At 43.3% G+C, this 21,610-nt stretch carries 18 protein-coding genes and 1 pseudogene; 12 read left to right on the top strand and 7 right to left on the bottom strand.

Going from position 1 to position 21,610, the window contains the following annotated elements; translation table 11 throughout:
* Window positions 1–152: 152 nt before the first annotated feature.
* The 9 genes from ACYIA1_RS08745 (at window position 153) to metH (ending at window position 10,156) form a co-directional block, all read left to right on the top strand.
* Window positions 153–680 carry an RNA polymerase sigma factor gene (locus ACYIA1_RS08745; protein WP_005865183.1) on the top strand — a complete coding sequence of 176 codons (528 nt, stop codon included), beginning with the start codon at window positions 153–155 and terminating at the stop codon, window positions 678–680.
* 6 nt (window positions 681–686) lie between these two features.
* Window positions 687–1,955, top strand: coding sequence for a porin family protein (locus tag ACYIA1_RS08740; RefSeq protein ID WP_005865185.1), 1,269 nt, complete (start codon window positions 687–689; stop codon window positions 1,953–1,955).
* 55 nt (window positions 1,956–2,010) lie between these two features.
* On the top strand, window positions 2,011–2,784 hold the full coding sequence (locus ACYIA1_RS08735) for a BFO_2992 family lipoprotein (RefSeq protein WP_005865187.1): 774 nt from the start codon (window positions 2,011–2,013) through the stop codon (window positions 2,782–2,784).
* A 128-nt stretch (window positions 2,785–2,912) separates the two neighbouring features.
* A complete protein-coding gene (locus ACYIA1_RS08730; protein ID WP_048927726.1) occupies window positions 2,913–3,674 on the top strand; it encodes a BFO_2992 family lipoprotein in 762 nt (253 codons plus the stop codon).
* 5 nt (window positions 3,675–3,679) lie between these two features.
* Entirely contained in the window at window positions 3,680–4,429 is a 750-nt protein-coding gene (locus ACYIA1_RS08725; RefSeq protein ID WP_121961072.1) for a BFO_2992 family lipoprotein, read from the top strand.
* 33 nt (window positions 4,430–4,462) lie between these two features.
* A complete protein-coding gene (locus ACYIA1_RS08720; RefSeq protein WP_480335037.1) occupies window positions 4,463–5,029 on the top strand; it encodes a YIP1 family protein in 567 nt (188 codons plus the stop codon).
* 14 nt (window positions 5,030–5,043) lie between these two features.
* Window positions 5,044–5,505 (top strand): SsrA-binding protein SmpB, encoded by a 462-nt coding sequence (gene smpB / locus ACYIA1_RS08715; RefSeq protein ID WP_005855460.1) that lies wholly within the window; start codon window positions 5,044–5,046, stop codon window positions 5,503–5,505.
* Window positions 5,506–5,511: 6 nt separating this feature from the next.
* A complete protein-coding gene (locus ACYIA1_RS08710) occupies window positions 5,512–6,471 on the top strand; it encodes a nucleoside recognition domain-containing protein (RefSeq protein ID WP_005855462.1) in 960 nt (319 codons plus the stop codon).
* A complete protein-coding gene (gene metH / locus ACYIA1_RS08705) occupies window positions 6,464–10,156 on the top strand; it encodes a methionine synthase (RefSeq protein ID WP_480335035.1) in 3,693 nt (1,230 codons plus the stop codon). Before ACYIA1_RS08710 ends, metH begins: the two co-directional genes overlap by 8 nt.
* Before the next feature lie 119 nt (window positions 10,157–10,275).
* Here the strand turns inward: metH and ACYIA1_RS08700 are convergent, their stop codons facing one another.
* From ACYIA1_RS08700 to ACYIA1_RS08670, 7 genes are all read right to left on the bottom strand, one after another.
* A complete protein-coding gene (locus ACYIA1_RS08700; protein WP_005855465.1) occupies window positions 10,276–11,832 on the bottom strand; it encodes a M81 family metallopeptidase in 1,557 nt (518 codons plus the stop codon).
* 34 nt (window positions 11,833–11,866) lie between these two features.
* Window positions 11,867–12,109, bottom strand: coding sequence for a RagB/SusD family nutrient uptake outer membrane protein (locus ACYIA1_RS08695; RefSeq protein ID WP_480335032.1), 243 nt, complete (start codon window positions 12,107–12,109; stop codon window positions 11,867–11,869).
* 23 nt (window positions 12,110–12,132) lie between these two features.
* Entirely contained in the window at window positions 12,133–12,339 is a 207-nt protein-coding gene (locus tag ACYIA1_RS08690) for a hypothetical protein (RefSeq protein ID WP_480335030.1), read from the bottom strand.
* Window positions 12,340–12,512: 173 nt separating this feature from the next.
* Window positions 12,513–16,448 (bottom strand): hybrid sensor histidine kinase/response regulator transcription factor, encoded by a 3,936-nt coding sequence (locus ACYIA1_RS08685; RefSeq protein ID WP_272060130.1) that lies wholly within the window; start codon window positions 16,446–16,448, stop codon window positions 12,513–12,515.
* 945 nt (window positions 16,449–17,393) lie between these two features.
* Window positions 17,394–18,008, bottom strand: coding sequence for an SIMPL domain-containing protein (locus tag ACYIA1_RS08680; protein WP_234154533.1), 615 nt, complete (start codon window positions 18,006–18,008; stop codon window positions 17,394–17,396).
* An 89-nt stretch (window positions 18,009–18,097) separates the two neighbouring features.
* Window positions 18,098–18,532 carry a copper resistance protein NlpE gene (locus ACYIA1_RS08675; protein WP_234154532.1) on the bottom strand — a complete coding sequence of 145 codons (435 nt, stop codon included), beginning with the start codon at window positions 18,530–18,532 and terminating at the stop codon, window positions 18,098–18,100.
* A gap of 62 nt (window positions 18,533–18,594) precedes the next feature.
* Window positions 18,595–19,092, bottom strand: a complete 498-nt coding sequence (locus ACYIA1_RS08670) for a DUF4825 domain-containing protein (RefSeq protein ID WP_234154531.1) — start codon at window positions 19,090–19,092, stop codon at window positions 18,595–18,597.
* A gap of 331 nt (window positions 19,093–19,423) precedes the next feature.
* Here ACYIA1_RS08670 and ACYIA1_RS08665 point away from each other — a divergent pair.
* From ACYIA1_RS08665 to ACYIA1_RS08655, 3 genes and pseudogenes are all read left to right on the top strand, one after another.
* Window positions 19,424–20,408 (top strand): annotated as a pseudogene (locus ACYIA1_RS08665) (DUF3945 domain-containing protein); the annotation flags it as partial.
* A 38-nt stretch (window positions 20,409–20,446) separates the two neighbouring features.
* Window positions 20,447–21,175, top strand: a complete 729-nt coding sequence (locus ACYIA1_RS08660; protein WP_480335027.1) for an IS110 family transposase — start codon at window positions 20,447–20,449, stop codon at window positions 21,173–21,175.
* Window positions 21,176–21,181: 6 nt separating this feature from the next.
* Window positions 21,182–21,412 carry a hypothetical protein gene (locus ACYIA1_RS08655; protein WP_234154529.1) on the top strand — a complete coding sequence of 77 codons (231 nt, stop codon included), beginning with the start codon at window positions 21,182–21,184 and terminating at the stop codon, window positions 21,410–21,412.
* Window positions 21,413–21,610: the final 198 nt, after the last annotated feature.

Raw genomic sequence — 21,610 nt, 5'->3', positions numbered from 1 at the left:
AACATCTTATCTTTGCAGATGTTCCGTGAGGGCGGGCCGGAGTGTCCGCCCTGTTTATGAAATAATTTTTCTACGGAATGCAGCGTTTGTTTAATTATTTACATCCTAATATTGTACAGTCTCCAGAAGGGAGACGTTCAAGGCACGACTGAATGAATGAGCTACAACTGATAGAGGGTTGTCGGAAGGGGGAGAGACGAGCTCAAAAAGAGCTTTATGATGCGTATTCCCGAAAAATGATGGGAGTTTGCCTTCGTTATGTGAACGACAGGGAAACGGCTCGTGATTTGTTGCAGGATGGCTTCGTGAAAATCTTTACCAGTATGGATTCCTATACAGGGAGTGGTTCATTTGAGGGGTGGATGCGGAAGATCTTTGTTAATTGTGCGTTGGAATATCTGCGAAAGTCGGATGTGTTGCGTGAAGCGACCGATCTTGACAATACGGCGGAACTGATTCAACCCGATAGTTCGGCTATCTCGGACATGTCGGCGGCTGAGTTGATGAATCTAGTGAAGGAGTTGCCGGTTGGCTTCCGTACCGTATTCAATATGTTCGCGATAGAGGGATATTCTCATAAGGAGATCAGTGAGATGTTGAACATAACAGAGAGTACTTCCCGTTCCCAATATACCCGTGCCAAGCAGTTATTACAACGTAGAATTAACGCATTGTATTGAGATAAGATGAGTAAAAAGGAAAGAGATATATGGGATGACGCGATCCGATCGAAGCTAGAGGATTTCGAGATGGATACGCTACCCGGCGACTGGGAGGCTATAGCCGATCGATTGCCCGGAAAGGCTCCGGTTCCTTTGCGTCGTACGCTTCGCTACTGGGTTGCCGCCGCCGTGATCTCCTTATTGGTCGTATCGGGTGGTATCTATTTATATGACAGGGAGATGGAAGATCTACCTATAGCCCAAGAAATACAGTCTTCACAAGAGTCGACATCCGTGGATACCCCGGTTGTTCCGGTAGAGAAAACGATGGAGCAAGCACCCGTATTAGCGACTATTCCTGCTGCTGCGGTCGTGAAGGCAAAAGCGGCATCTGGAGCGGTTAAAGTGGGAGCTAAGGCTAGGATGGCAGCGTTCCGGCAAAATGTAGAGAGCGCAGAGGATCGGCCTATTTCTGAGTCGGAGGTAATGTCTGCTGATATACCGGCGAATGAGAAAGATACCGTTGAGCCGGAGGTTGAAAGGAATAATGATGAGATAGTTGTTCTCAAGAATGATGTACTTGTCGCGGATGCTACTCCTGTTGCTAAAAAGAAGCCGGAGAAGACTGCGTCCCGGAAATGGGGGTTCGGTATGGGAGGTGGAGGTCTTTCTATGGGCGCTGATAATCTGGTCCCTCAGTATGTGACGAATAGCAGCGTGCTTAAGAGTGAGAATCTGATGAGCTTAAATTCGTTCGATGCGGAGAAGAAAGATCCTGCTAAGACGGATATTCATCATAAGACGCCTATTGGGGTGGGGATCTCAATTAGTCGTTATTTGAATAATCGTTTTTCTTTGCAGACTGGATTAACTTATTCTTACTTAAGATCGGAGTGGAGTACGAATAATACGTATCATATAGAGAATGATCAGCGATTGCATTTTATAGGAATTCCATTATCATTGACTTATAAGATCGCGGAATGGAATCGTTTTATGTTTTACGCCTCTGCCGGAGGTATGGCGGAAGTGAATGTCGCAGGCAAACGTAGAATGAAATTATTCTCGGATGAGGTAGAGATCGCAAAGCAAAGCGAACATATTCGAATGAAAGAATGGCTATGGTCTGTAAATGCCCGTGCGGGTGTAAGTTATCCGATTATCCGTTTTGTAAGCGCTTTCGCTGAGGTGGGAGCCAGCTATTATTTTGATAATGGTAGCGAGATCGAAACCATCCATTCGGAGAAGCCGTTTAACATGAGCCTTCAGTTCGGATTTCGTTTTGGTTTTTAATACTCGATAGATTAACAGTGTAAATACAAATACTTAAAAATAGAAAAATTGAATTATGAAAGCATTTAAATTAATTGGAGCAGCGGCGGCTGCGTCATTATTGTTGTTGACCTCTTGTCTTGGAGAATCGAATAATACGGTGACTCGTGCCGGCTTTGGTGTCGCAGGTCTTTCTGAAAAGACATATAAAACGGTACTGAATACAAATATGGGAGCATTATACTCTCCGTCTTTATCGGCACAAGTAGTTGACGGAGCTTGTTACTTGATCAACTATGAATTAGACCTAAATTCTCCGGAGAATGCGAATGCGGCGACAAATGGTTATTTAACAGCGACAATCTCTGTGGCAGATGAGATAACAAAAGGACAGCCAGTCTTTTATAATGTGCCAGATTCGGCCAGCTTACTTCAGAATGAGATACCTGTAAAAAACCTATTTAGCAATGGCGACTATGGGGTGTATGTAGACGGTTATTTATTCTTCTTTATAACAATGGATATGTTTAAGGATCAGAAAAATTCTTATACTTTATATTGGGATCGTTCAAAGGAGCCTACTATGGTGGATAATGTCCCGACATATGACTTGTTCTTGCGTGTCGCTAAAGTAGCGGACGGAACAGGTTCTGCTGCATCATCCATAGGAGAAGTCCGTGCGTTTAATGTTAAGTCTGTATTGGAGTCTGTGAATAGCGCTGAGGCTAATAAAGATTCAAAGTCTTTTAATCTTAAGGTCAATTATCTAAATACGATTAATGAAAAAGATAGTACGGATTTGAAATGGGCTTCTTATACCGTTCTATTCCAAGTCGTGAAAAACTCATAAAGAAATTAGTATAGAAGTTGAGGGCGTACCGATAAGAAGATTATCGATACGCCCTATTTTTTTGCCGTTTTTTTTATGTATATGGGTAAAGATCGTATCTTTGCGTACTTTAAGAGGAGTATTGTGAAATGAGATACAAGAATTTAATAGGTTTTGTCTGGGTGGCGGTTATCATGGGTCTGTTTACCTCTTGCCTAAAAGACATAAATAACGTCTATAATCCGGGAACGACCGCCGCTGTGGTTCGTCAACATGGAGATAGCGCGTTGATGATGGCTAATACCCGGTTCGGTTGGATCTATGCGACGAAGCTGAGCTCATACTCAGAGGGTAAATGCTTGTTGGTGAGTTTTGATTATGATCCTAGCTTGCCGGAAAATACGGGTGCGGAACAAAAAGGGTATTATACGGTGACGATACAAGGGGAAACCGCCGTTAACCAGCAAAACGCTGAGAGTCCTCTTACGGATACGCATAAACTATTGACAAATGAGCAACCGATACTTGCGGTTAATCCGAACGACTCTGTTCTGTACGTCAAATTGGAAGATTATTTGTTTTTGCCTTCCGCCTGTTGGACAACAAAAGACCGGGCTTTAAATTGGCAACTGACTTATGATCCGACTCAACAACCAGTTGTTGAAAATCGGAAATCAATTTATTCCTTATATTTACGGGCTGCCGCTACGACCGGAAAGCCAGAGGATAAGGCAGAGGAGGCTATCGCGGTTATCAATGCCTTTAATCTGGCGAATTTTATCAAGGATATGCGAGAACAAGGTGGACGCGACGCGGATATGTATGTTCGGATTCATTATATCGATCAAATTAATCCGAAAGATAGTACCCAGTTTACATGGGGAGTAACAGATCCTTTACTTATAAACTAAAGAAGATGAGAAAGCGAATTTTATACGGCTTATTTTTATCCTTATTTTTCTTAATGACCTCTTGTATGGGGGATGGAAGTAATTCCATCAATTATCATCGAGTAGGAGTGATACGTGAGAATCCTATGCGATGTATCTACACGGCGGATGATCAAGGGGAGATCTTTATCGTCTCTTCCTCTGAGTTTGAGAATCGGACGGATTTGAAAGATGGCGACTGCTGTGTGGTTGATTTCAAGACGAATTTTAGCGAGGAATTGGGCAATGGTGTTTACAACGCTGAGATTTATAAGTATGATTCGGTCGCTGTATGGCCTTTGCATGAGACATTGACTGATACTACGGTTGTATTGGACAAGGAGCGTCTGGTTACGCTGGACTTTAAGAAAAGTATTTATTTGGAAGGACGTTTCTTCTTGCAAACCCAACATGTAAATCATCAGGTAGACCAAAAGGATATTTTCAATTTATCCTATAACCCTGATCAGGAGGTGGAAAAAGATGATGACGGACAACGGATCTATAACCTATATCTCCGGGTAACCCAAGAGGGGGGTACCGGCGATTCCACTAAATGGATCAATACGACCGCTTTTACGATCGATAAGTTTTTGGACCAAGCCAAAGCGATAGAGAGCAGGGAGGGGCAAAATGAGATAAACTTTAAAATAAATTATGCCGAACGCTATAATGCGGATACAACCGCATGTGTTTGGGGGGCTACCGACGTATTTACGTTGCGTTTTACGAATTAAATATATACTTTTGCTATTTAAAAGTAAACAGAGATGTATAAGGAGATATTTAGGTGGGTAATCGCTATCATCTCACAGCCGGCGAAGGCGTGGGGCTTGTTAGCGAAAAAAGGAGAGAAGCAGGAGGAGTTCTTATCCCGATTCGTGTATCCTTTGATCGGCTTCGTTACTGTCGCGGCTTTTCTGGGCGTATTGTTTACGCGGAAGGAGTTTGATTTAGAGCTGGCCTTGAAGTCGTCTATCCGGACATTGGTGTCCTCGTTCGGTGGTTTTTACCTCGGGGCTTATCTGATGAACGAGATATGGCAAGGTATATTTAAACGGGAGAAGGATTTGAAACTGTGGTTGCGCTTCGTCGGGTATTCCTCGTCGTTGATGTTCGCTTTGAATATCGTATTGATGTTGCTTCCCGAGTTTTTCTTCTTGCGGATATTTATCCTTTATACATTCTATATTGTTTGGGAAGGCGCTGGTCCGTATATGGGAGTCGAGGAGAAGATCCGCTTGAAGTTCGTAGGATTTACAACCGCCATTATATTACTGACTCCGGCAGTTATCGAGATTTTGTTATCGATGCTGATGCCCGGTTTGAGTTTTTGACAGAATAACACAAGATGAAGGAGAAGATTAGTAATAACATACAGATAAAGAATAAGCGGGCGACGTTCGACTACGAGTTGCTCGACACTTTTACGGCCGGGATCGTACTGACCGGAACGGAGATTAAATCGATCCGTTTAGGGAAGGCGAGTTTGGTAGATACGTTTTGTATCGTGGAAAAAGGGGAACTGTGGGTGAAGAATATGTACATCGCCGAATATTTTTACGGTACGTACAATAATCACAACGCACGGCGGGACCGGAAATTACTTCTTACCAAAAAGGAATTACGAAAGATCGAGGGTGCGGTTCGTGCTAGTGGTTTTACGATCGTTCCCACTCGTTTGTTTATCAATGAGAAAGGATTGGCGAAAGTAGTCGTCGCGATCGCACGAGGTAAAAAGGAATATGATAAGCGAGACTCCATCCGGGAACGTGACGACCGACGGGAGATGGATCGGGCTTTCAAACGATAAGTCGAGATGGAAACAGGGCAAGGCGTGATCGGTAGGGTTTGGGGATGTATCCTGAAAGCTCTGCCTAAAGCAGGCAAGACGTGTTTATGGCTGCTAAAGATTATTTTGCCTATTTCTTTATTGGTCCGTATATTGCAATATTCCGGAATATTAGGTCAGATCTCGGATTGGTTAGTGCCCGTGTTCTCGTTGGTGGGTCTGCCGGGGGAGACAGCCATTGTTTTTATAACCAGTATATTCTCCCCATTATATGCTCCGATCGCTTTGATCACCTCGATGTCTTTAGGAGTCCGTGAAGCTACGATATTGGCATTGATGTGCCTTACTTCCCATAATCTAATGGTAGAATCCTCCGTACAGGCAAAGACCGGGTCTTCTTTCTGGGAGATGACGCTGCTCCGTTTGATCATGAGTTTCGTGATCGCCTTTTCTTTGAATTGGGTAATGCCCCATGAAGGATGGGGACAGGTCGGGATCGCTCAAAGCGCGGCTGTATGCGATAATTGGTTGGAAGTATTCGTACTTTGGTTTACCAGCTCGATGAAGGTGGTGATTTCTATTTTGATAATTGTTACGGCTTTAATGATCCTTCATTATATATTGGAAGAGTTTAATCTAATGAAAGGATTGTCCTCGGTCTTTTCTCCACTGATGCGATTATTTGGCTTGCCTCAAGATGCCGCTTTTTTGTGGTTGGTAGGTAATGTGGTCGGACTGGCTTATGGCGGGGCTATTATGGTAGAGCAAATGGAGCAGAGGAAGTTGTCTTACGGTGACGGCAACTTGCTGAACCATCATTTGGCCGTGTGCCATTCCCTGTTGGAAGATACGATCATCTTTGCCGCGATAGGGGTACCCGTTCTTTGGGTGGTGCCTACCCGTCTGTTTTTCGCCATCGCTGTGGTATGGATCCTCCGGGGATATAGTTATATGTACGCAAGAAAGGTAAAACATATTTATGAATAAGGAACGATTTCTGCGACTCTTGAATGAGCGCATTTTGATCTTGGATGGTGGTATGGGTACCATGATCCAAAGTTTCAAACTAAACGAACAAGATTACCGAGGCGAACGTTTCGCCGATTTTCCGGGACAATTGAAGGGGAACAATGATTTATTGTGTATCACCCGCCCGGATGTAATCCAGTCTATTCATCGTCAGTATTTGGATGCGGGAGCGGATATCTTCGCTACGAATACGTTTAACGCGAATGCTATTTCCATGGCAGATTATGCGATGGAGGCCTATGTACGTGAGATAAATCTGGCCGCCGGCCGATTGTCGAGGGAAGTGGCGGATACCTATATGGCAGAGCATCCGGATCGTACGATCTTCGTGGCCGGATCGATCGGTCCTACCAATAAGACAGCTTCCATGAGTCCGGATGTAAGCGATCCCGCTTATCGTGCCGTAACTTATAAAGATTTGTATAATGCCTACAAGGAGCAAGTCGAGGGACTTGTTGATGGCGGGGTGGATATCATCCTTTTCGAGACTACTTTCGATACGTTGAACGTAAAAGCGGGATTGGAAGCGGCTGAGGTCGTGTTGAAAGAGAAAGAAAAAGACCTGCCGATTATGTTGTCTTTGACTTTGTCTGCGCAAGGTGGACGAACATTTTCCGGACAGACTTTATTGGCCTTCTTAGCTTCCATACAGCATACACATATTGTTTCGGTTGGCTTAAACTGCTCTTTCGGAGCGGCGGATATGAAGCCCTATTTACAAGAGTTGGCGAAGTATGCCCCCTATTATATCAGCGCTTATCCGAACGCCGGATTGCCGAATAGTTTTGGTACCTATGACGAGACGCCGGATAAAATGGCCCAACATGTGAAGCCTTTTGTGGAAGAGGGATTAGTGAACATTATCGGAGGCTGTTGCGGAACGACTCCAGCGCATATCTCCCGGTATCCGGAGTTGGTGAAAGGAGCTAAACCGCATATCCCGGCTTTGAAACCGGATTGCCTGTGGCTGTCGGGCTTGGAACTGCTGGAGGTGAAACCGGAGAATAATTTCGTGAACGTGGGAGAGCGTTGTAATGTGGCCGGTTCTCGGAAATTCTTACGCTTGATAAAAGAAGGCAGTTATGAGGAAGCGTTGACGATCGCTCGTAAGCAAGTGGAGGATGGCGCCCAAGTGATCGATATCAATATGGACGATGGTATGTTGGATGCCGTGAAAGAAATGAAGACATTCTTAAACTTGATCGCCTCCGAACCGGATATTGCCCGTGTACCCGTCATGATCGATTCTTCTAAATGGGAAGTGATCGAGGAAGGCTTGATGTGCGTGCAAGGAAAGAGCATCGTGAATTCCATCTCCTTGAAAGAAGGAGAGGAGGTCTTCCTTAAACATGCCGCCCGTATTAAGCAACTGGGTGCGGCTGCGGTCGTGATGGCTTTCGATGAGAAGGGGCAGGCGGATACCTATGAAAGAAAGATTGAGATTTGTGAACGGGCCTATCGCCTATTGACTGAAAAGATCGATTTCAATCCCCAAGATATTATTTTTGACCCGAATGTATTGGCGATCGCTACCGGTATGGAGGAACATAATGGCTATGGTCTGGCGTTTATCCGTGCCGTTGAATGGATCAAGAAGAACTTGCCGGGCGCGAAGGTGAGTGGTGGTGTAAGTAATTTATCTTTCTCTTTCCGGGGGAACAATCATGTACGCGAGGCTATGCATTCCGTATTTCTATATCATGCGATCGGGAAGGGGATGGATATGGGTATCGTGAATCCGTCTACCTCCGTACTTTATGAGGATATAGAGCCGGAGTTCCGTACCTTGTTGGAAGACGTGATCTTGGCACGCCGTCCGGAAGCTGCCGAGGAATTAATTACTTATGCTCAAAATTTACATGTTCAAGCTTCCGGAGAAACTCCGGAGAAGCATGAGGCTTGGCGTGAGCTTTCATTGAAGGAGCGTTTGGAACATGCCTTAATCAAAGGGATCGGAGACTATTTGGAGGACGATTTACAAGAAGCCTTGCGGATTTATCCGCATGCCGTGGATATAATTGACGGTCCGTTAATGAGCGGAATGAATAAGGTCGGCGAGTTATTCGGTGCCGGAAAGATGTTTCTCCCTCAAGTCGTGAAGACCGCACGTACGATGAAAAAGGCCGTGGCTATTTTACAACCGGCCATTGAGTCTGAAAAGAAAGCTTCCGGCTCCGCAAAGGCCGGTAAAGTGATTTTCGCTACGGTAAAAGGGGATGTACATGATATAGGTAAGAATATCGTCTCTATCGTATTGTCTTGTAATAACTACGAGGTGATTGATTTAGGGGTAATGGTTCCCGCAGATGTGATCATAAAGAAAGCGATCGAGGAGAAACCGGATCTGGTTTGCTTATCCGGCCTGATAACCCCTTCTTTAGAAGAGATGGCGCATGTCGCGGACGAGATGCAGAAAGCGGGACTTACGATTCCTATGATGGTGGGTGGCGCTACGACCTCCAAATTGCATACGGCAGTGAAGATCGCTCCGCATTATGATTATCCGGTGATTCATGTGCTGGATGCCTCACAGAATCCGTTGATCGCCGCCAAACTATTGAATCCAGATACCCGTGACGCTTATATCAGGGAGTTGGAACAAGAACAAGAAGCCTTGCGTGCCTCTTTAGGGCAGAAGAAAGAGACCTTGGCTTCTCTTTCAGAGGCTCGTAAGCATCCGATAGAAATAGATTGGACCGGGTATACACCGGTTGTTCCGGCCCGGATGGGGGTACATGTTATCCCTTATATCCCCTTGGAAGAAGTGATTCCTTATATCCACTGGACCTTCTTTTTTAGCGCATGGAAATTGAATGGCCGTTTCTCGGAAATCTCCCAGATACATGGTTGCGATTCTTGTCGTGCCTCTTGGTTGGCCGGATTCCCGGAAAAAGATCGTGCGAAGGCTACCGAGGCGATGCAATTATACAAGGATGCTGTTAGGTTATTGGATCGGCTGGTCAATATGAAGGTTGAATATTGTAAAGCGATTTACGGATTTTTCTCAGCGAATAGTGAAGGGGATACGATCCGAATGGGTGATATAGCGCTGCCTTTATTACGTCAGCAAGTAAAAAAAGAGGAAAATATTTATAAATGTCTTTCCGATTATGTAATACCGGTTTCCGAGGAGCGAACTGATTATGTAGGGGCGTTTGTCGTTACCGCTGGAGCTGGCGCTGATTGTTTGAAGGATAAATTTGAGGAAGAAGGCGATACCTATAATTCAATGTTGCTGCAAACCTTGACCGATCGCCTAGCGGAAGCTACAGCCGAATATCTTCATGAGAAAGTACGTAAAGAATATTGGGGATATGCTAAAGACGAATCCTTGTCTATCCCGGATCTTTACAAGGTGAAATACCAAGGAATCCGTCCGGCTATCGGTTACCCTTCTCTACCGGATCAATTATTGAATTTCACATTGGATGGATTGCTCGATATGTCGCGAATTGGTGTTTCGTTAACCGAGAATGGTGCCATGTATCCTACGGCTTCGGTTAGTGGGATTTATATTGCCCATCCCTCTTCTCAATATTTCATGATCGGTTCTATCGATGAGGAGCAGATGAGAGATTATGCGAGCCGCCGGAATTTAACGGAGGAGCAAGTCCGAAAGTTATTGAGTAGGAATATAGGATAATTTAGTAGCATCACTGCAATCCGGGTTGCAGTGATGCTGCAATGCCTGTGCAGTAATACTGCAACACCTATTGCAGTAACACTGCATAGGCATTGCAGTAAAAAATCGATCAATACGATCTATCTGCCATAGTAATGCTTGGCGGAAGGAACCATGATAACGTTCAATTCCGGATCAGCCATGTCTGGATCGATCGGGAACATCGGTCTCACGATATTCTTATAGGGAAGCTTCTTGAAGTCCTGATCCACGCCTCCCCTTGTAAAAGCCATCACCCAATCCGCTTGTATATTGTACCATTGGGTTACAAGGTAACCCTGTTTAACCATTACGATATCCATTTCCTTCGGGTCAATTCCTGAACCCTCTAGGTTTGGAGTGGGAGACGATGTGCCTACTACCACATAAACGCTTCCGGTCTTTACGATAGCGATATCTCTTTTCCGTCTCCATGATTCCGCGTTCTTGTCTTCTTCCGGACTGACATAAACCACGGTACCCGACAATTTCACGGGACCTTCGTAGGAATTATCGACCATGGCACCTACCATGCCTTCTACGTGTCCGCCTACGCCGACCTTACGTGCCTGCTTAACCACTTCTTCTCCCGGGATGGAGCAATAAAGAACGCTCTTTCCCTTATCAGTCTGGAATTCCGGACGCTTCAAGAGTCTCGCCAAAGTCCAAGTGACCTCGCCTGAGCCGCCTCCGCCGGGATTATCTCCCATATCACTGATAAAGAAAGGCTTCTTTTTGCTTGCTATTGCCAAATCGATACATTTCTCGAGCGAATATCCCGGAGCTTCCAGCGAGAACTGCTTACGGACATCCCAGAATTTCTGGGCGAGTTTCTTCGCCCCGGCTTTTACCTGTTCCTCATCGTCACCGTAAACCATCACGGTTCCTTGGTTCCGTGGGTTGTCTCCCCAAACATAACCGATCCAGATCCCTGCGTCTATCACTCCGGGCATGGCTTCAACCTCGGGAACCAATGCGTACAGCGATTTCGCAGGCTCGACACGGGTACTCGACCATTCGCCGGAAACTAGGACAGGAACAGCAACCCATGCCTTGTATGCCGGACGCCCTTTCCCTGATTCAAGACGTTCCAACAAATTGACAACCCCTCGCCGATGTGATTCACGAGAATCCGCATGCGGTGCTTGACGATAAGTCGTAATCAAATCGGAGTTGAGAGCTACCAACCAAGACGTATTTCCGTGAAGGTCCATCGTGGTGGTAGTCAAGACATCGTTTCCGATCAAGCTACGCACCTTCTCCATGAATTCGCCCTCGGGATCGGCTACGCCTTCCACGCTACAAGCTCCGTGGTTATAAAACCAGAAAGCGTCATATGGCATATTGGCCTTGATCATCTCCAATGTTTTTTCCACAAACGCGTCGTACGATTCTTTTGTCACGGGGCCTCTTCCACCGCCATAGCCAATCTGCGTGGGAAGCCAAGTGGCCGCCTGTCCCATTGCGGAGTCTGGGCTGAGATAGTCCGGCATTCTTACGGGGTGTCCTACGAGCGGCTGCCTATTCGGGACGAACACGCTGTTTTCTATCTGTATACCGGCAATACCGATACGAGGTTTTTTCTTCTGTCCAAAGGCCTCTCCAACGAACGATACGGCCAAGAGACAGATTCCGAGCAATACTAAATTCCTTTTCATGCTATTATGATTTTTGCGAATTGTTATTTCCTTATTAATTAGTTATTAAACCGTCACTAATATCAATCTCGGTTTGAGGTATAGGCAATACTTCCGCACCGGCGCTGAAAGGAGTCTTAGCTCCAAATTCCGCCTTCTTGGTTCCGTTAAAGACTTTCTCTCCCCATCCTACACGTACCACGTCAAAGAACCGGAAGCCTTCCATTCCAAACTCCAGATGACGCTCGTTCATGATGTCTTCAAACAATTGGCTTCCTGTATGGTTTTTAGGAGCCAAGTTGATATGGCTTCTTACCTCATTCAGATACTTTTGCGCATTAGCGATATCGCCGCTTCTCCGTTTGTATCGACGATTCGTCCCTTGACTATGTCGTTCTGCATAACCTGCAACTCCTCGTCTACTCCTAGCATTGCATAGGAAGGCTGCGTGTTTCCTATTAATAAAACAAATGTCGCTGTCAGGAATAAAGTCTTCCTTAACGAAATAAAGAAAAAATGTTTTTCCATAAAACTGATTTTAAAATTAACTATTCAAGGCATTGCACCCTCGTTTTGTCGCAAAACTAAACAGGATGCATTGCCTGAAAGGGGAGAAATTCGGCTTTTTTAGGGTGAAATTCGGCTATTGGGCGATTCGGAAGAATCCGTCGTGAATAAGTGAATCAAATAATCAGATCCGGCTATAAACTAAGCACATATTGTTTGGGAGTCATATTCATCTTACGTTTGAAAAGATCACGGAAATGTTTCACATCATTGAATCCGCATTTAGCGCATACCGTACCAATATTCGTCTCGCCTTCCTTAAAATATTGAACGGCTTTGAACAGCCGGTATTCATTTATAAATTCAACAACAGTCATTCCGGTCATCCCTTTTATTTTACGGTACAAGGTGGAATGACTCATCCCCATGTGTTCCGCAAAAGCCATTATCTCAAAACTGGAATTATTCAGGTTATTATCAATAACTTCCCGGCACTTCAACAGGAACTTCTGCTCTTCTTTCGAGTATTTCTTTTCCGTTTTCGCCAATGAGTTCACCACCTCTGCCGATTCTACACGCGCCAACAGTTGATCAATACGTTTACGAAGATATTTTAATGAAATCGGTTTGGTCAGATAAGCATCCGCACCGCAATCAAAAGCCACCATTTGGTCTTCCTCTGAAGTTTTGGCAGTCAACATAATGACAGGAATATGAGCCAGTTTCTTATCTCCTTTCATCAATTGCAGGAAATCCGTCCCACTCATTTTAGGCATCATCACATCGCAGATTATGATATCGGGCAATGCGGTCTGCACCAAAGAAAGTCCATCCATACCATTACTTGCCTTCAATATCTTAAAATCACTGCTTAAGAAGCACTCCAGCATATCGAGTATCTCGCTCTCGTCATCTATTATTAATAAGGTGTGGGGGGCTGCCGGGGAAGAGGCCGACTCTGTCACGACAAGCATATTCTCTTTTACAGATTTCGGCACAATAATGATTTCTTCTTCCGAAGAAACAGGTTCATCCACTCTTTCTTTTTTGGGAAGCTCAACTATAAATTTAGCCCCTTTGTTCAGTTCACTTTCCACGCGTATCGTTCCGTCATGCAGTTCGACCAAGTGCTTTACAAAGGAAAGCCCGATACCATCCCCCGTAGAGAATATTTCGGTATTTTCTATCTGGAAAAAGCGATCGAATATAACTTCCTGAAATTCTTTTTGAATGCCGATGCCATTGTCTTCAACCACTAGCGTTACTTTTTCGTCCGTTTCATCGATAGATAATACGATTTTCCCTCCTTCCGGGGTATATTTAAAAGCATTGGAAATGAGATTGGACAAAAGAATCTCCATCTTTTCGGGATCAAACTCGACACGAATAATTGTCCGTGACGGCAAGAAATGAAAAATAATATTCTTCTGCTGGCAGAGAGCTTCATAATCCACCGTCAAGTCTTTACAGAAAGTGACCAGATTTAGTGATTGCGGCTCGAGTTTCAACTTTCCGGACTCCAGTTTACGGAAGTCTATAATTCGGCTAATCAGCTTGTTCAGTTTCATAGCGTTCCTGTACATACTCACCAGGAAAGATTTAGGAACCGAAACAGGCCCTCTGCCCTCCCTACTCGTTAGAAGTTCCTCCAAAGGAGAGGTTATCAAAAAAATAGGCGTACGCAGTTCATGCGTAATATTCGTATAAAAGCTTAGCTTTGCTTCGTTAATATTCTTAGCCGCTTTCTTCTCTATCTCATTCAAATGTACCAAATGTTTTATATTCAATTCATGACGGTATAGCCAGAATATAAAAATGATAAGTCCCAGGATTAGCAGGCCCCAAAGCGACAATGCCCAAGTGGTTTTCCACCAAGGGGGTGTGATAATAATCTTCAGGCGGGATGCCTTATCGGTCCATTGCCCTTCATTGTCGGAAGCCTTGACATAAAAATAATATTCTCCGGGGGGAATATTAGTATAGGATATCTGTCGGGCATGGGAGATTTCAGACCAGCCGTTTTCAAAATTCTCCATATAACAAGAGAATTGTACCTTGTCAGGGGAAATCAACTCCGGCGTTGAGAAATGAATCGTAAAGAAGTTCTGATCATATGACAAGTGTATATCCTCCGGTTGTATGCCATAGAGACTCACAACTTTATTCTCATGATTCAACAGTTCAAGATTGGTAAAATACACATGATTGACCTGTTCACCGTCATATTTAATATCTTCCGGTTTGAAACTGAACAATCCTCCCGTACTTCCAAAATACATTGCATCACCCTCTTGAAAACACGCGTTATAATTGAATTGGGTAGAAGTCAAGTTATCTTCCTTACCAAAACGAATAAACTTTCCATTGACAGGATTATAGCGGAACAAGCCATTATATGTACTCACCCATAAATAACCGGACTTGTCTTCCAACATCCCCACTACATTTGTATCCGTCAGGCCACTTTCAACTCCATACGGAGTGACTTCCCCGGAACTTTGGTCTAATTTATATAAACCGGCATATTCTATCGAGAACCATACTTGATTCCGGGAATCAATGAACATATACCGTACCATATTACCGGGGATGGGAGTTTTTTCTGATTCTTTAAAGTAATGTTCAAGAGGTTCTGTCGTCTTCCGGTCAAATTTATAAAGCCCATATCCCATCGTACAAACCCAAATGACATCGTTTTCAAATATAATATTCAAAGCATTCAGGTTACTCAGATTGTCGATTACCGTGAATGTCTCGCTCTTTTTATTGAAACAATAAACGTCTTCGGCTATAATCCAAATATTACCCTCACCATCGTCCTTTATCTGCCATATTCTATTTGCACTCTCTTTATCTTTAACCGGTGGCAAGACATAATTCTTAAAAGTGTGACCGGATAGTGAATAGCGACTGAGTCCCTTGCCATATATTCCCAACCAGGCGAAATCATCATCCACTGATAACGACAAAAGATTGTCTCCCGAAATGCCGCTATTATGCGTTGTATATTTCAGTAGCTTGTCATTTTTTACATCATAAATATTCAGTCCTCCGCCGTCCAGTCCCACATACAACCGTTCCTTTTGAGAAACGACAGCGGTTACCATATCATACGAGAGTTTTTTATTTTGTATGCAGAAAGACTGAAACCAGTCGTAATGTTCCGAACTTGCATTCAGCCCTCCCCGGTATGTACCAATCCAAAGATTCTGTCTCCGATCTACAAACAATGAATAAATGGCATCACTACTCATATCACTTTCCCCCGAAGAAATGTCGGAACATCCTGATTCATTAAAAACCATCAGCCCGTTTCCATCTGTTCCAAATAATGTTTCATCTTTATAATCGACAATTGTCTTTACGCTTGACGGTATCCTGACTTCCAACTTTTCAAGGCTATTCTCTTTGTTCATCCTAAAAGCGAGACTTGGATAGCCTATACCAAAACCAAGAAAAATCATATCTTTATTTGTACTGTAATACAGACAGTCGCTCAGTATCTTTGAGTCAAACGGGAAATGAGCCCGAATCCTCATTTCATCGGGATCAATGACATACAAACCATCGGTGGCATGTCCGATCAATAAACCCTCTTTATAGCCTGAAATAGACAGCCATTCTATATTCTTTTTATAGTCACACGGTTCAAAGACACATCCTTCTTTACGCACCAATAGTTGATGCGAAAAGGTCAATATAAAGACACTCTCTTGATTCACTACGATATTTTTGATGCTTTCCGTTATCTTTTGTCTTTCACCTGTCGGAAGAATCCATTCGCACAAACGAAAATTATTCTCTTTATAAGAATAAAGATTCAATCCCCGTTCGGTTCCTACCCAAAGCTCATCTCTCACCGAAGCCACGACTTCCACATGATTATTTATGATAGACAAACTGTCCTGAAGATCATGTCTGAAGATCGTAAAATCAACTCCGTCAAATTTGCACAGTCCGTCAAACGTTCCCAGCCAAATAAATCCCAGATGATCTTGGGTAATAGATTTTACTGTATTATTCGATAACCCATCCGACATATCCCAAACTTTAAAATGCTCATAGCTGGCAAAGACTGGGAAAGGAAGAATGATAAACAGTATAAAATTTATTATTTTCAGGTTCTTCATAATATAGCTATATCTTATAATACCACATTACTATCTTATTAAAATATAAAAAATTGTTCTTTGAAATATTGAAGTTTCTTAGTAGACAGAACATTAATGAAAAATCTCATAGATTAACATAACAAATATAGGAAATTCTTTGTAATCCGACTATAAATAGCGCATAAATTAAAAGGGAGAGCAACCTATATAAGGAAATATTTATATTTGCATATGATACATGCCTGTATCATCCTTGCTTCATGCAAACAAAACACAACCTTTTGGTTTCTGTTGTAAAAGTGGAATTCATTTTTAATACATCAAAACCGTATCCATACATGATGAATGGAGCGAATATGTATGAACTGGTATTTGCTCCAAAAGTAGAACGCATAATTTGCCCTACCCGATAATTTTTCCTTAGAAATACCCAATTCACAGCTCCCTCAATCAAAACAGATAAGATAAAAGCAATGATATATAGTGCGAAAGGAAAGATTTCGCTGGCAGTCCCCAATTATATCTCATGGGCACTTACCCAAAGAAACCATACAACAATAATCCATCCTCCCGTAAACATCAAAGTTGTAAGGATGTCTAAAATGCCACTTATCAATTTATTGACCAGTATTATCCGACAAACTCTTAAATCTATGGACCTATCTATGGGATAGGTATATGAATGCAAACCGACATTCCAAAATAATAATGAAAGCCATAAATAACCAGTCTATCGGCATGAAGCTAAAACCCCGAATGTAACATTCAGCAAAAGTCTTGCCATAGATACTGATAGATTGGTTCACAATCTGATCATTTAAATACCATTTTTCTCACTGCTATTACACCTTTTACTCCAATAAGAAAACAACATGGACTTCTGTCATTACTTTATTGTCTCCATTGGAACAGTCGAAGCATCTGCTGCAGCGCAGGCTTTCTCCACACGTTTGAAACGAATATTCAGTGTGGCTTCGGAAAATCCCGATTACGATTTTCCGTAATGGCTATAACCTTACCGATTTTCCGTTCACATAATGCCGCATACTGCTCAACCTTTTCATACGCTTTATTGTATGCCAATTCACGACTTTTCCTGAATAGCTCCGTCTTCTGGTCTGTGTCAAAACGGATGTCATTGATTTCAACCTTGTCAATAACAGCAATCTCGTCCAACAATGCAGAAAATCTTCCGGCATCTTTCACCAGTTTTTTTACGGTAAGCTCAACGTTCTGTTCCGCTTTCTGTCCAAGACAGACACGGCGGCCATTCCTGTATTCATACTCCACCCGATAGCTGAGCAAAGTCGTCTTCAAATCCTTAGTTTCGATATTCTCGTTCTGAAGCACTTTCAAAATCGCCTGCATCGTCTGTTCCACAACCATCTTAGCCTCCTGAGTAGTAGGTGCTGTATGAGCGAAACTGATGTTTATTCGCGCCATGTCGGGCTGTGCCCGCATACTCCCAATGCCGGACACAGCTACGATATTCTGTTTTTCTTCGACCTTGAACTTACAGGATGCTAATGACAGCAACACCAATAACATTACGTTTATGTACTTCCAAGAAATTTTCATCTCCTATATGTTTCAAGCTGATTTATTATATAGATAAGTGAAAAGCATGCAATCATGGTGATGGTGTGCTAAAAGGGACAAACGATCGTTTATTCTTTTTTCAAAATATAATCTTCCGCAAGTTCCCCTGTCATTTCTTTTTTATCCATGTCCAGTTTACGCAAACAGTTTTCCCCCACATGGTAATAGGACAGTTCACCACCTTTTTCTTGGAGTGTCAGCAAGTCTTCTTTTACCGTGTATGTTCCCTCTCCATCCGATGAACTGTTTCTGTCAATGTATACGGAATGGAGTGTAAAGGTCTTGTCTGGATTCAACGTCAGAATCGTTTCAATGCCAGGACAATCAGCTGCCGGTAGAACCCCTTTGTAAGTTCCCTCGTAGTCCAATGAAATTTCCGCATTGTGCATGTCGGGGACTTCGATAGCAACAGTGTCTGTTTCGCTACTCTTGTTTGTTTTCACACCATTGTTGCAAGCGGTCAAAAGAGCGCATGAACATACTAAAATAAATACTTTCTTCATAATTGTTGTTTTTGTTGATCAGTGATAATATAAATGTTGAATGAATCATACATAAGTATAAATTACTCTGCATTGAGATAAGTTAAAAAAAGCGTTTTACTTTTCCCTATTTCCTCACAGCTGTTTTGTCCGTTTTCTTTTAGAGTCAGATTGACAGCATCTATACTGAAGGAAGCAATCGTCGTATCGTTTATGGAATTAACATATTTCAATTGTGATAGGTTGTCAATCAATGCAAAAGTACTAACCGCATTCTTGAAAAGTTTCCCTTTTGCGACTGGCTTTTCTGCCTGCATTTTTACCAAGAGACAGGAGGTACCACCTGGCTCAATTACATCAATCGCAATGGAAGCATATTTTAATCCTTCAGGATAATCCTGCCTGTTTACAACACCTATCACCTTCGTATTATCTCCGACATACCGCGTCTTGTATTCATAGATTGATCCATGACCCGTTTTTTTTCTGGAATGGCTGCAATCGCAAAACAAACTTCCGACAAGAAGAACTGACAAGACTATTCTTGTGAATACCAGCAGTTTTATTCCTGTTGTTTCCATCAGTATATGTGTTAAAATATAATAGGTGTTTAACAAATTTCAATTGTTCCACACTGTCGAATTTGTCTGAAATAAACAAAATGACGGTATTTTTGGGCAAAATAAAAAACATCTTGCAAAAATGGGTAGATTACGCATGTTTTTTTGTAAAATTAACAAATAAATAGTATTGTTTGTTGCCATTAGTTTTTAGCCTTCTTTTATGATGTGCTCCGTTTCTTTTTCACCCTTTCGTTTCCTGCCTTTTCCCCATTCCTACATAAGATGCTTCATAGCCTGTAATTTTATACCGATTGCAACGAGTTTACACATCTTTTAAAATATCAGTATTATGGAACCGAAAAACAAGGATTATGTTTTGGGCTTGGAAGACCGGACAGAAGTGAAGGGCCAAGAGGAGTAGGAAAAAGTCTCCGTCGTCTCAGGCATTAACGAATAAAGCAACCTCAAAACAATCGAAACTGCTACTAGCCAAGCAGCATTCCTAAAATTCAACAGCAAAGACGGACTGCTAAAGATTTTAATGAGCAATTTCTTCAAACAATTCAACTCCCCGCCCTGTTTCGGACTATACAAAGTCTTAGCAAGCAATGTGGAGCAAGGCGTAGAAAATCCCCGCACAATGCTCCAAAGCCGTAAACTGCCCAACACACAGCAGCCGGTGAATATGGATATACGCTTTGAGGTTTTTCTACCCATACAGGAGAATACTACTGTTATCGCCCCGAAACGGTAGACAGGAAAGTGCTCGACAGTTTTAGCTCCTCCCGTGAACGGCTGAAGTTGAGCGGAGAGCAGGAAAAGATGCTCATGTCAAAAGACCAACCTTATTACTATTGCCGTCTCCATGGGTGGCACGACCATCTATACCGAAGCGCGTCTTACTTTCTGCATAGGCAAAACGGAGATATCGGTTTGACCATCCATCCGCTCCGAAAAAAACGCAACTTAACTTCCTCCATATGAGACCCAGGTTTTCGCCCGAAGAAAAAGAGCAACTCTTCATTACGGATAATCTCGGCAGGAGGATCAAAGTGACGCTTAAACATGGCGAGCCCTTCTGTGTCTATGTTTCCATCGACCCGCCGACGAATGAGATCATCACTCTGCATACCGGCCAGGTGACGATTCCCTAGGAAATCAAGGACGTGCCCTTTTCCGATAAACAGTATAAAGACCTTGTGGAAGGTAAAGCCATGAAGGTAGAAGGCATGACCACCAAGAGCAGCAAATCTTTTTATATCACTCTGCAAGTTAATGCCGAAAAGAAAGGCATCGAGTTTATCTTCGGTAATAACAAGAGCTTGAAAGTTCGGCCCAATGATGGCGAAAAGAGTAAAGTCAAACCTTTGTCTTGATTGAAATCAGAGTGGAATACGGAACGTTTCCACCATCTGCGGCGGCAGAAACATTTTTAGTTATCTTTGCCGTAGGCATAAAAAGCAAGCAGGTTATTTTTGAGGCCTTCAATCCCACAAAAAGTATGGCTCCGTGTCCTGAGAATCGAAGATCAGCCGTCAGAGGCCGTATAAAAGAATCCTCCCTGACAGAACATGGCTTATGCCTTTTATCCACTAACAACAGTAACAATATTACCATGGCAAAGAAAGTAGAAAAAGTCAAGTCCGCCAAAAGTGCGGAACTTCGGATAGTCAATCCCGATGTGTCGGGAATAGATATAGCTGACGGTATCATGCAGGTCTGCGTTCTTGCTGACCACTCCAAGGACAACAATCGTGCGTTCGGAGCATATACACCCGACCTACATGCCATCTCGGCATGGCTCAGGAAATGCGGCATAAAAACAATTGCAATAGAATCCACCTGGGGTTACTGGATACCGCTGTCCTGCCGTCTTCAGGAGGACGGGCTGGATATTGTATTGACCAACGCAAGGGACGTGAAGAACATAACGGAGAGGAAAACCGACAAGTCGGATGCTGAATGGCTGATGTTGCTGCACCAGTACGGATTGCTCAAGGCAAGTTTCCAACTGCACAACGACACCAAACGGATGAGGACACTCACCCCTCATCGTGATACCCTCTCCCTTAAAGCCTCAAGTATAGTCTTGCCCATGTAGAAAACTATGCAGCAGATAAACATAAAACTTACGCTTGTCTTGTTCGACATTACGGGAAAATCCGACATACGTATCATTGAAGCCATTCTCGCAGGTGAACGTGCCCCAAAGAAACTTCCCGGTCCGGCTAACATCCAGTGCAAAACCCCGAAAGAGAAAATAGCCAAGGCACTTGTAGGTAACTGGGAAGAAGGCCTTATAGTTCTGCTGTTGGTGCAACGTCGCACCGAACATTAAGAATCAGTAAGGAAAAAGAATATCAAGCTACGTGCTCCATCGTCAAAACAATGCCAGGTTGATTTTTCGAAGTATCGCTTCCTCGCTCGCCAACGCAAAGAACCAACTGTGAAATTTCTACCGCAGGATACGTTCACGGACCGGAGGTAAAACCGCAGTCCACGTACCATGGGCAAAAATGTACCTTTGCCACCACGT

It is taken from the genome of Parabacteroides sp. KHUB-02, assembly GCF_056640955.1.
This window is presented reverse-complemented; position numbering and strand designations above follow the sequence as displayed.

What these genes read in the sequence shown, in the direction of transcription:
- ACYIA1_RS08745 (WP_005865183.1), top strand. Translation starts at nt 153, where the DNA reads ATGAATGAGCTACAACTGATAGAGGGTTGTCGGAAGGGGGAGAGACGA.
- ACYIA1_RS08740 (WP_005865185.1), top strand. Translation starts at nt 687, where the DNA reads ATGAGTAAAAAGGAAAGAGATATATGGGATGACGCGATCCGATCGAAG.
- ACYIA1_RS08735 (WP_005865187.1), top strand. Translation starts at nt 2,011, where the DNA reads ATGAAAGCATTTAAATTAATTGGAGCAGCGGCGGCTGCGTCATTATTG.
- ACYIA1_RS08730 (WP_048927726.1), top strand. Translation starts at nt 2,913, where the DNA reads ATGAGATACAAGAATTTAATAGGTTTTGTCTGGGTGGCGGTTATCATG.
- ACYIA1_RS08725 (WP_121961072.1), top strand. Translation starts at nt 3,680, where the DNA reads ATGAGAAAGCGAATTTTATACGGCTTATTTTTATCCTTATTTTTCTTA.
- ACYIA1_RS08720 (WP_480335037.1), top strand. Translation starts at nt 4,463, where the DNA reads ATGTATAAGGAGATATTTAGGTGGGTAATCGCTATCATCTCACAGCCG.
- smpB (WP_005855460.1), top strand. Translation starts at nt 5,044, where the DNA reads ATGAAGGAGAAGATTAGTAATAACATACAGATAAAGAATAAGCGGGCG.
- ACYIA1_RS08710 (WP_005855462.1), top strand. Translation starts at nt 5,512, where the DNA reads ATGGAAACAGGGCAAGGCGTGATCGGTAGGGTTTGGGGATGTATCCTG.
- metH (WP_480335035.1), top strand. Translation starts at nt 6,464, where the DNA reads ATGAATAAGGAACGATTTCTGCGACTCTTGAATGAGCGCATTTTGATC.
- ACYIA1_RS08700 (WP_005855465.1), bottom strand. Translation starts at nt 11,832, where the DNA reads ATGAAAAGGAATTTAGTATTGCTCGGAATCTGTCTCTTGGCCGTATCG.
- ACYIA1_RS08690 (WP_480335030.1), bottom strand. Translation starts at nt 12,339, where the DNA reads ATGGAAAAACATTTTTTCTTTATTTCGTTAAGGAAGACTTTATTCCTG.
- ACYIA1_RS08685 (WP_272060130.1), bottom strand. Translation starts at nt 16,448, where the DNA reads ATGAAGAACCTGAAAATAATAAATTTTATACTGTTTATCATTCTTCCT.
- ACYIA1_RS08680 (WP_234154533.1), bottom strand. Translation starts at nt 18,008, where the DNA reads ATGAAAATTTCTTGGAAGTACATAAACGTAATGTTATTGGTGTTGCTG.
- ACYIA1_RS08675 (WP_234154532.1), bottom strand. Translation starts at nt 18,532, where the DNA reads ATGAAGAAAGTATTTATTTTAGTATGTTCATGCGCTCTTTTGACCGCT.
- ACYIA1_RS08670 (WP_234154531.1), bottom strand. Translation starts at nt 19,092, where the DNA reads ATGGAAACAACAGGAATAAAACTGCTGGTATTCACAAGAATAGTCTTG.
- ACYIA1_RS08655 (WP_234154529.1), top strand. Translation starts at nt 21,182, where the DNA reads ATGCAGCAGATAAACATAAAACTTACGCTTGTCTTGTTCGACATTACG.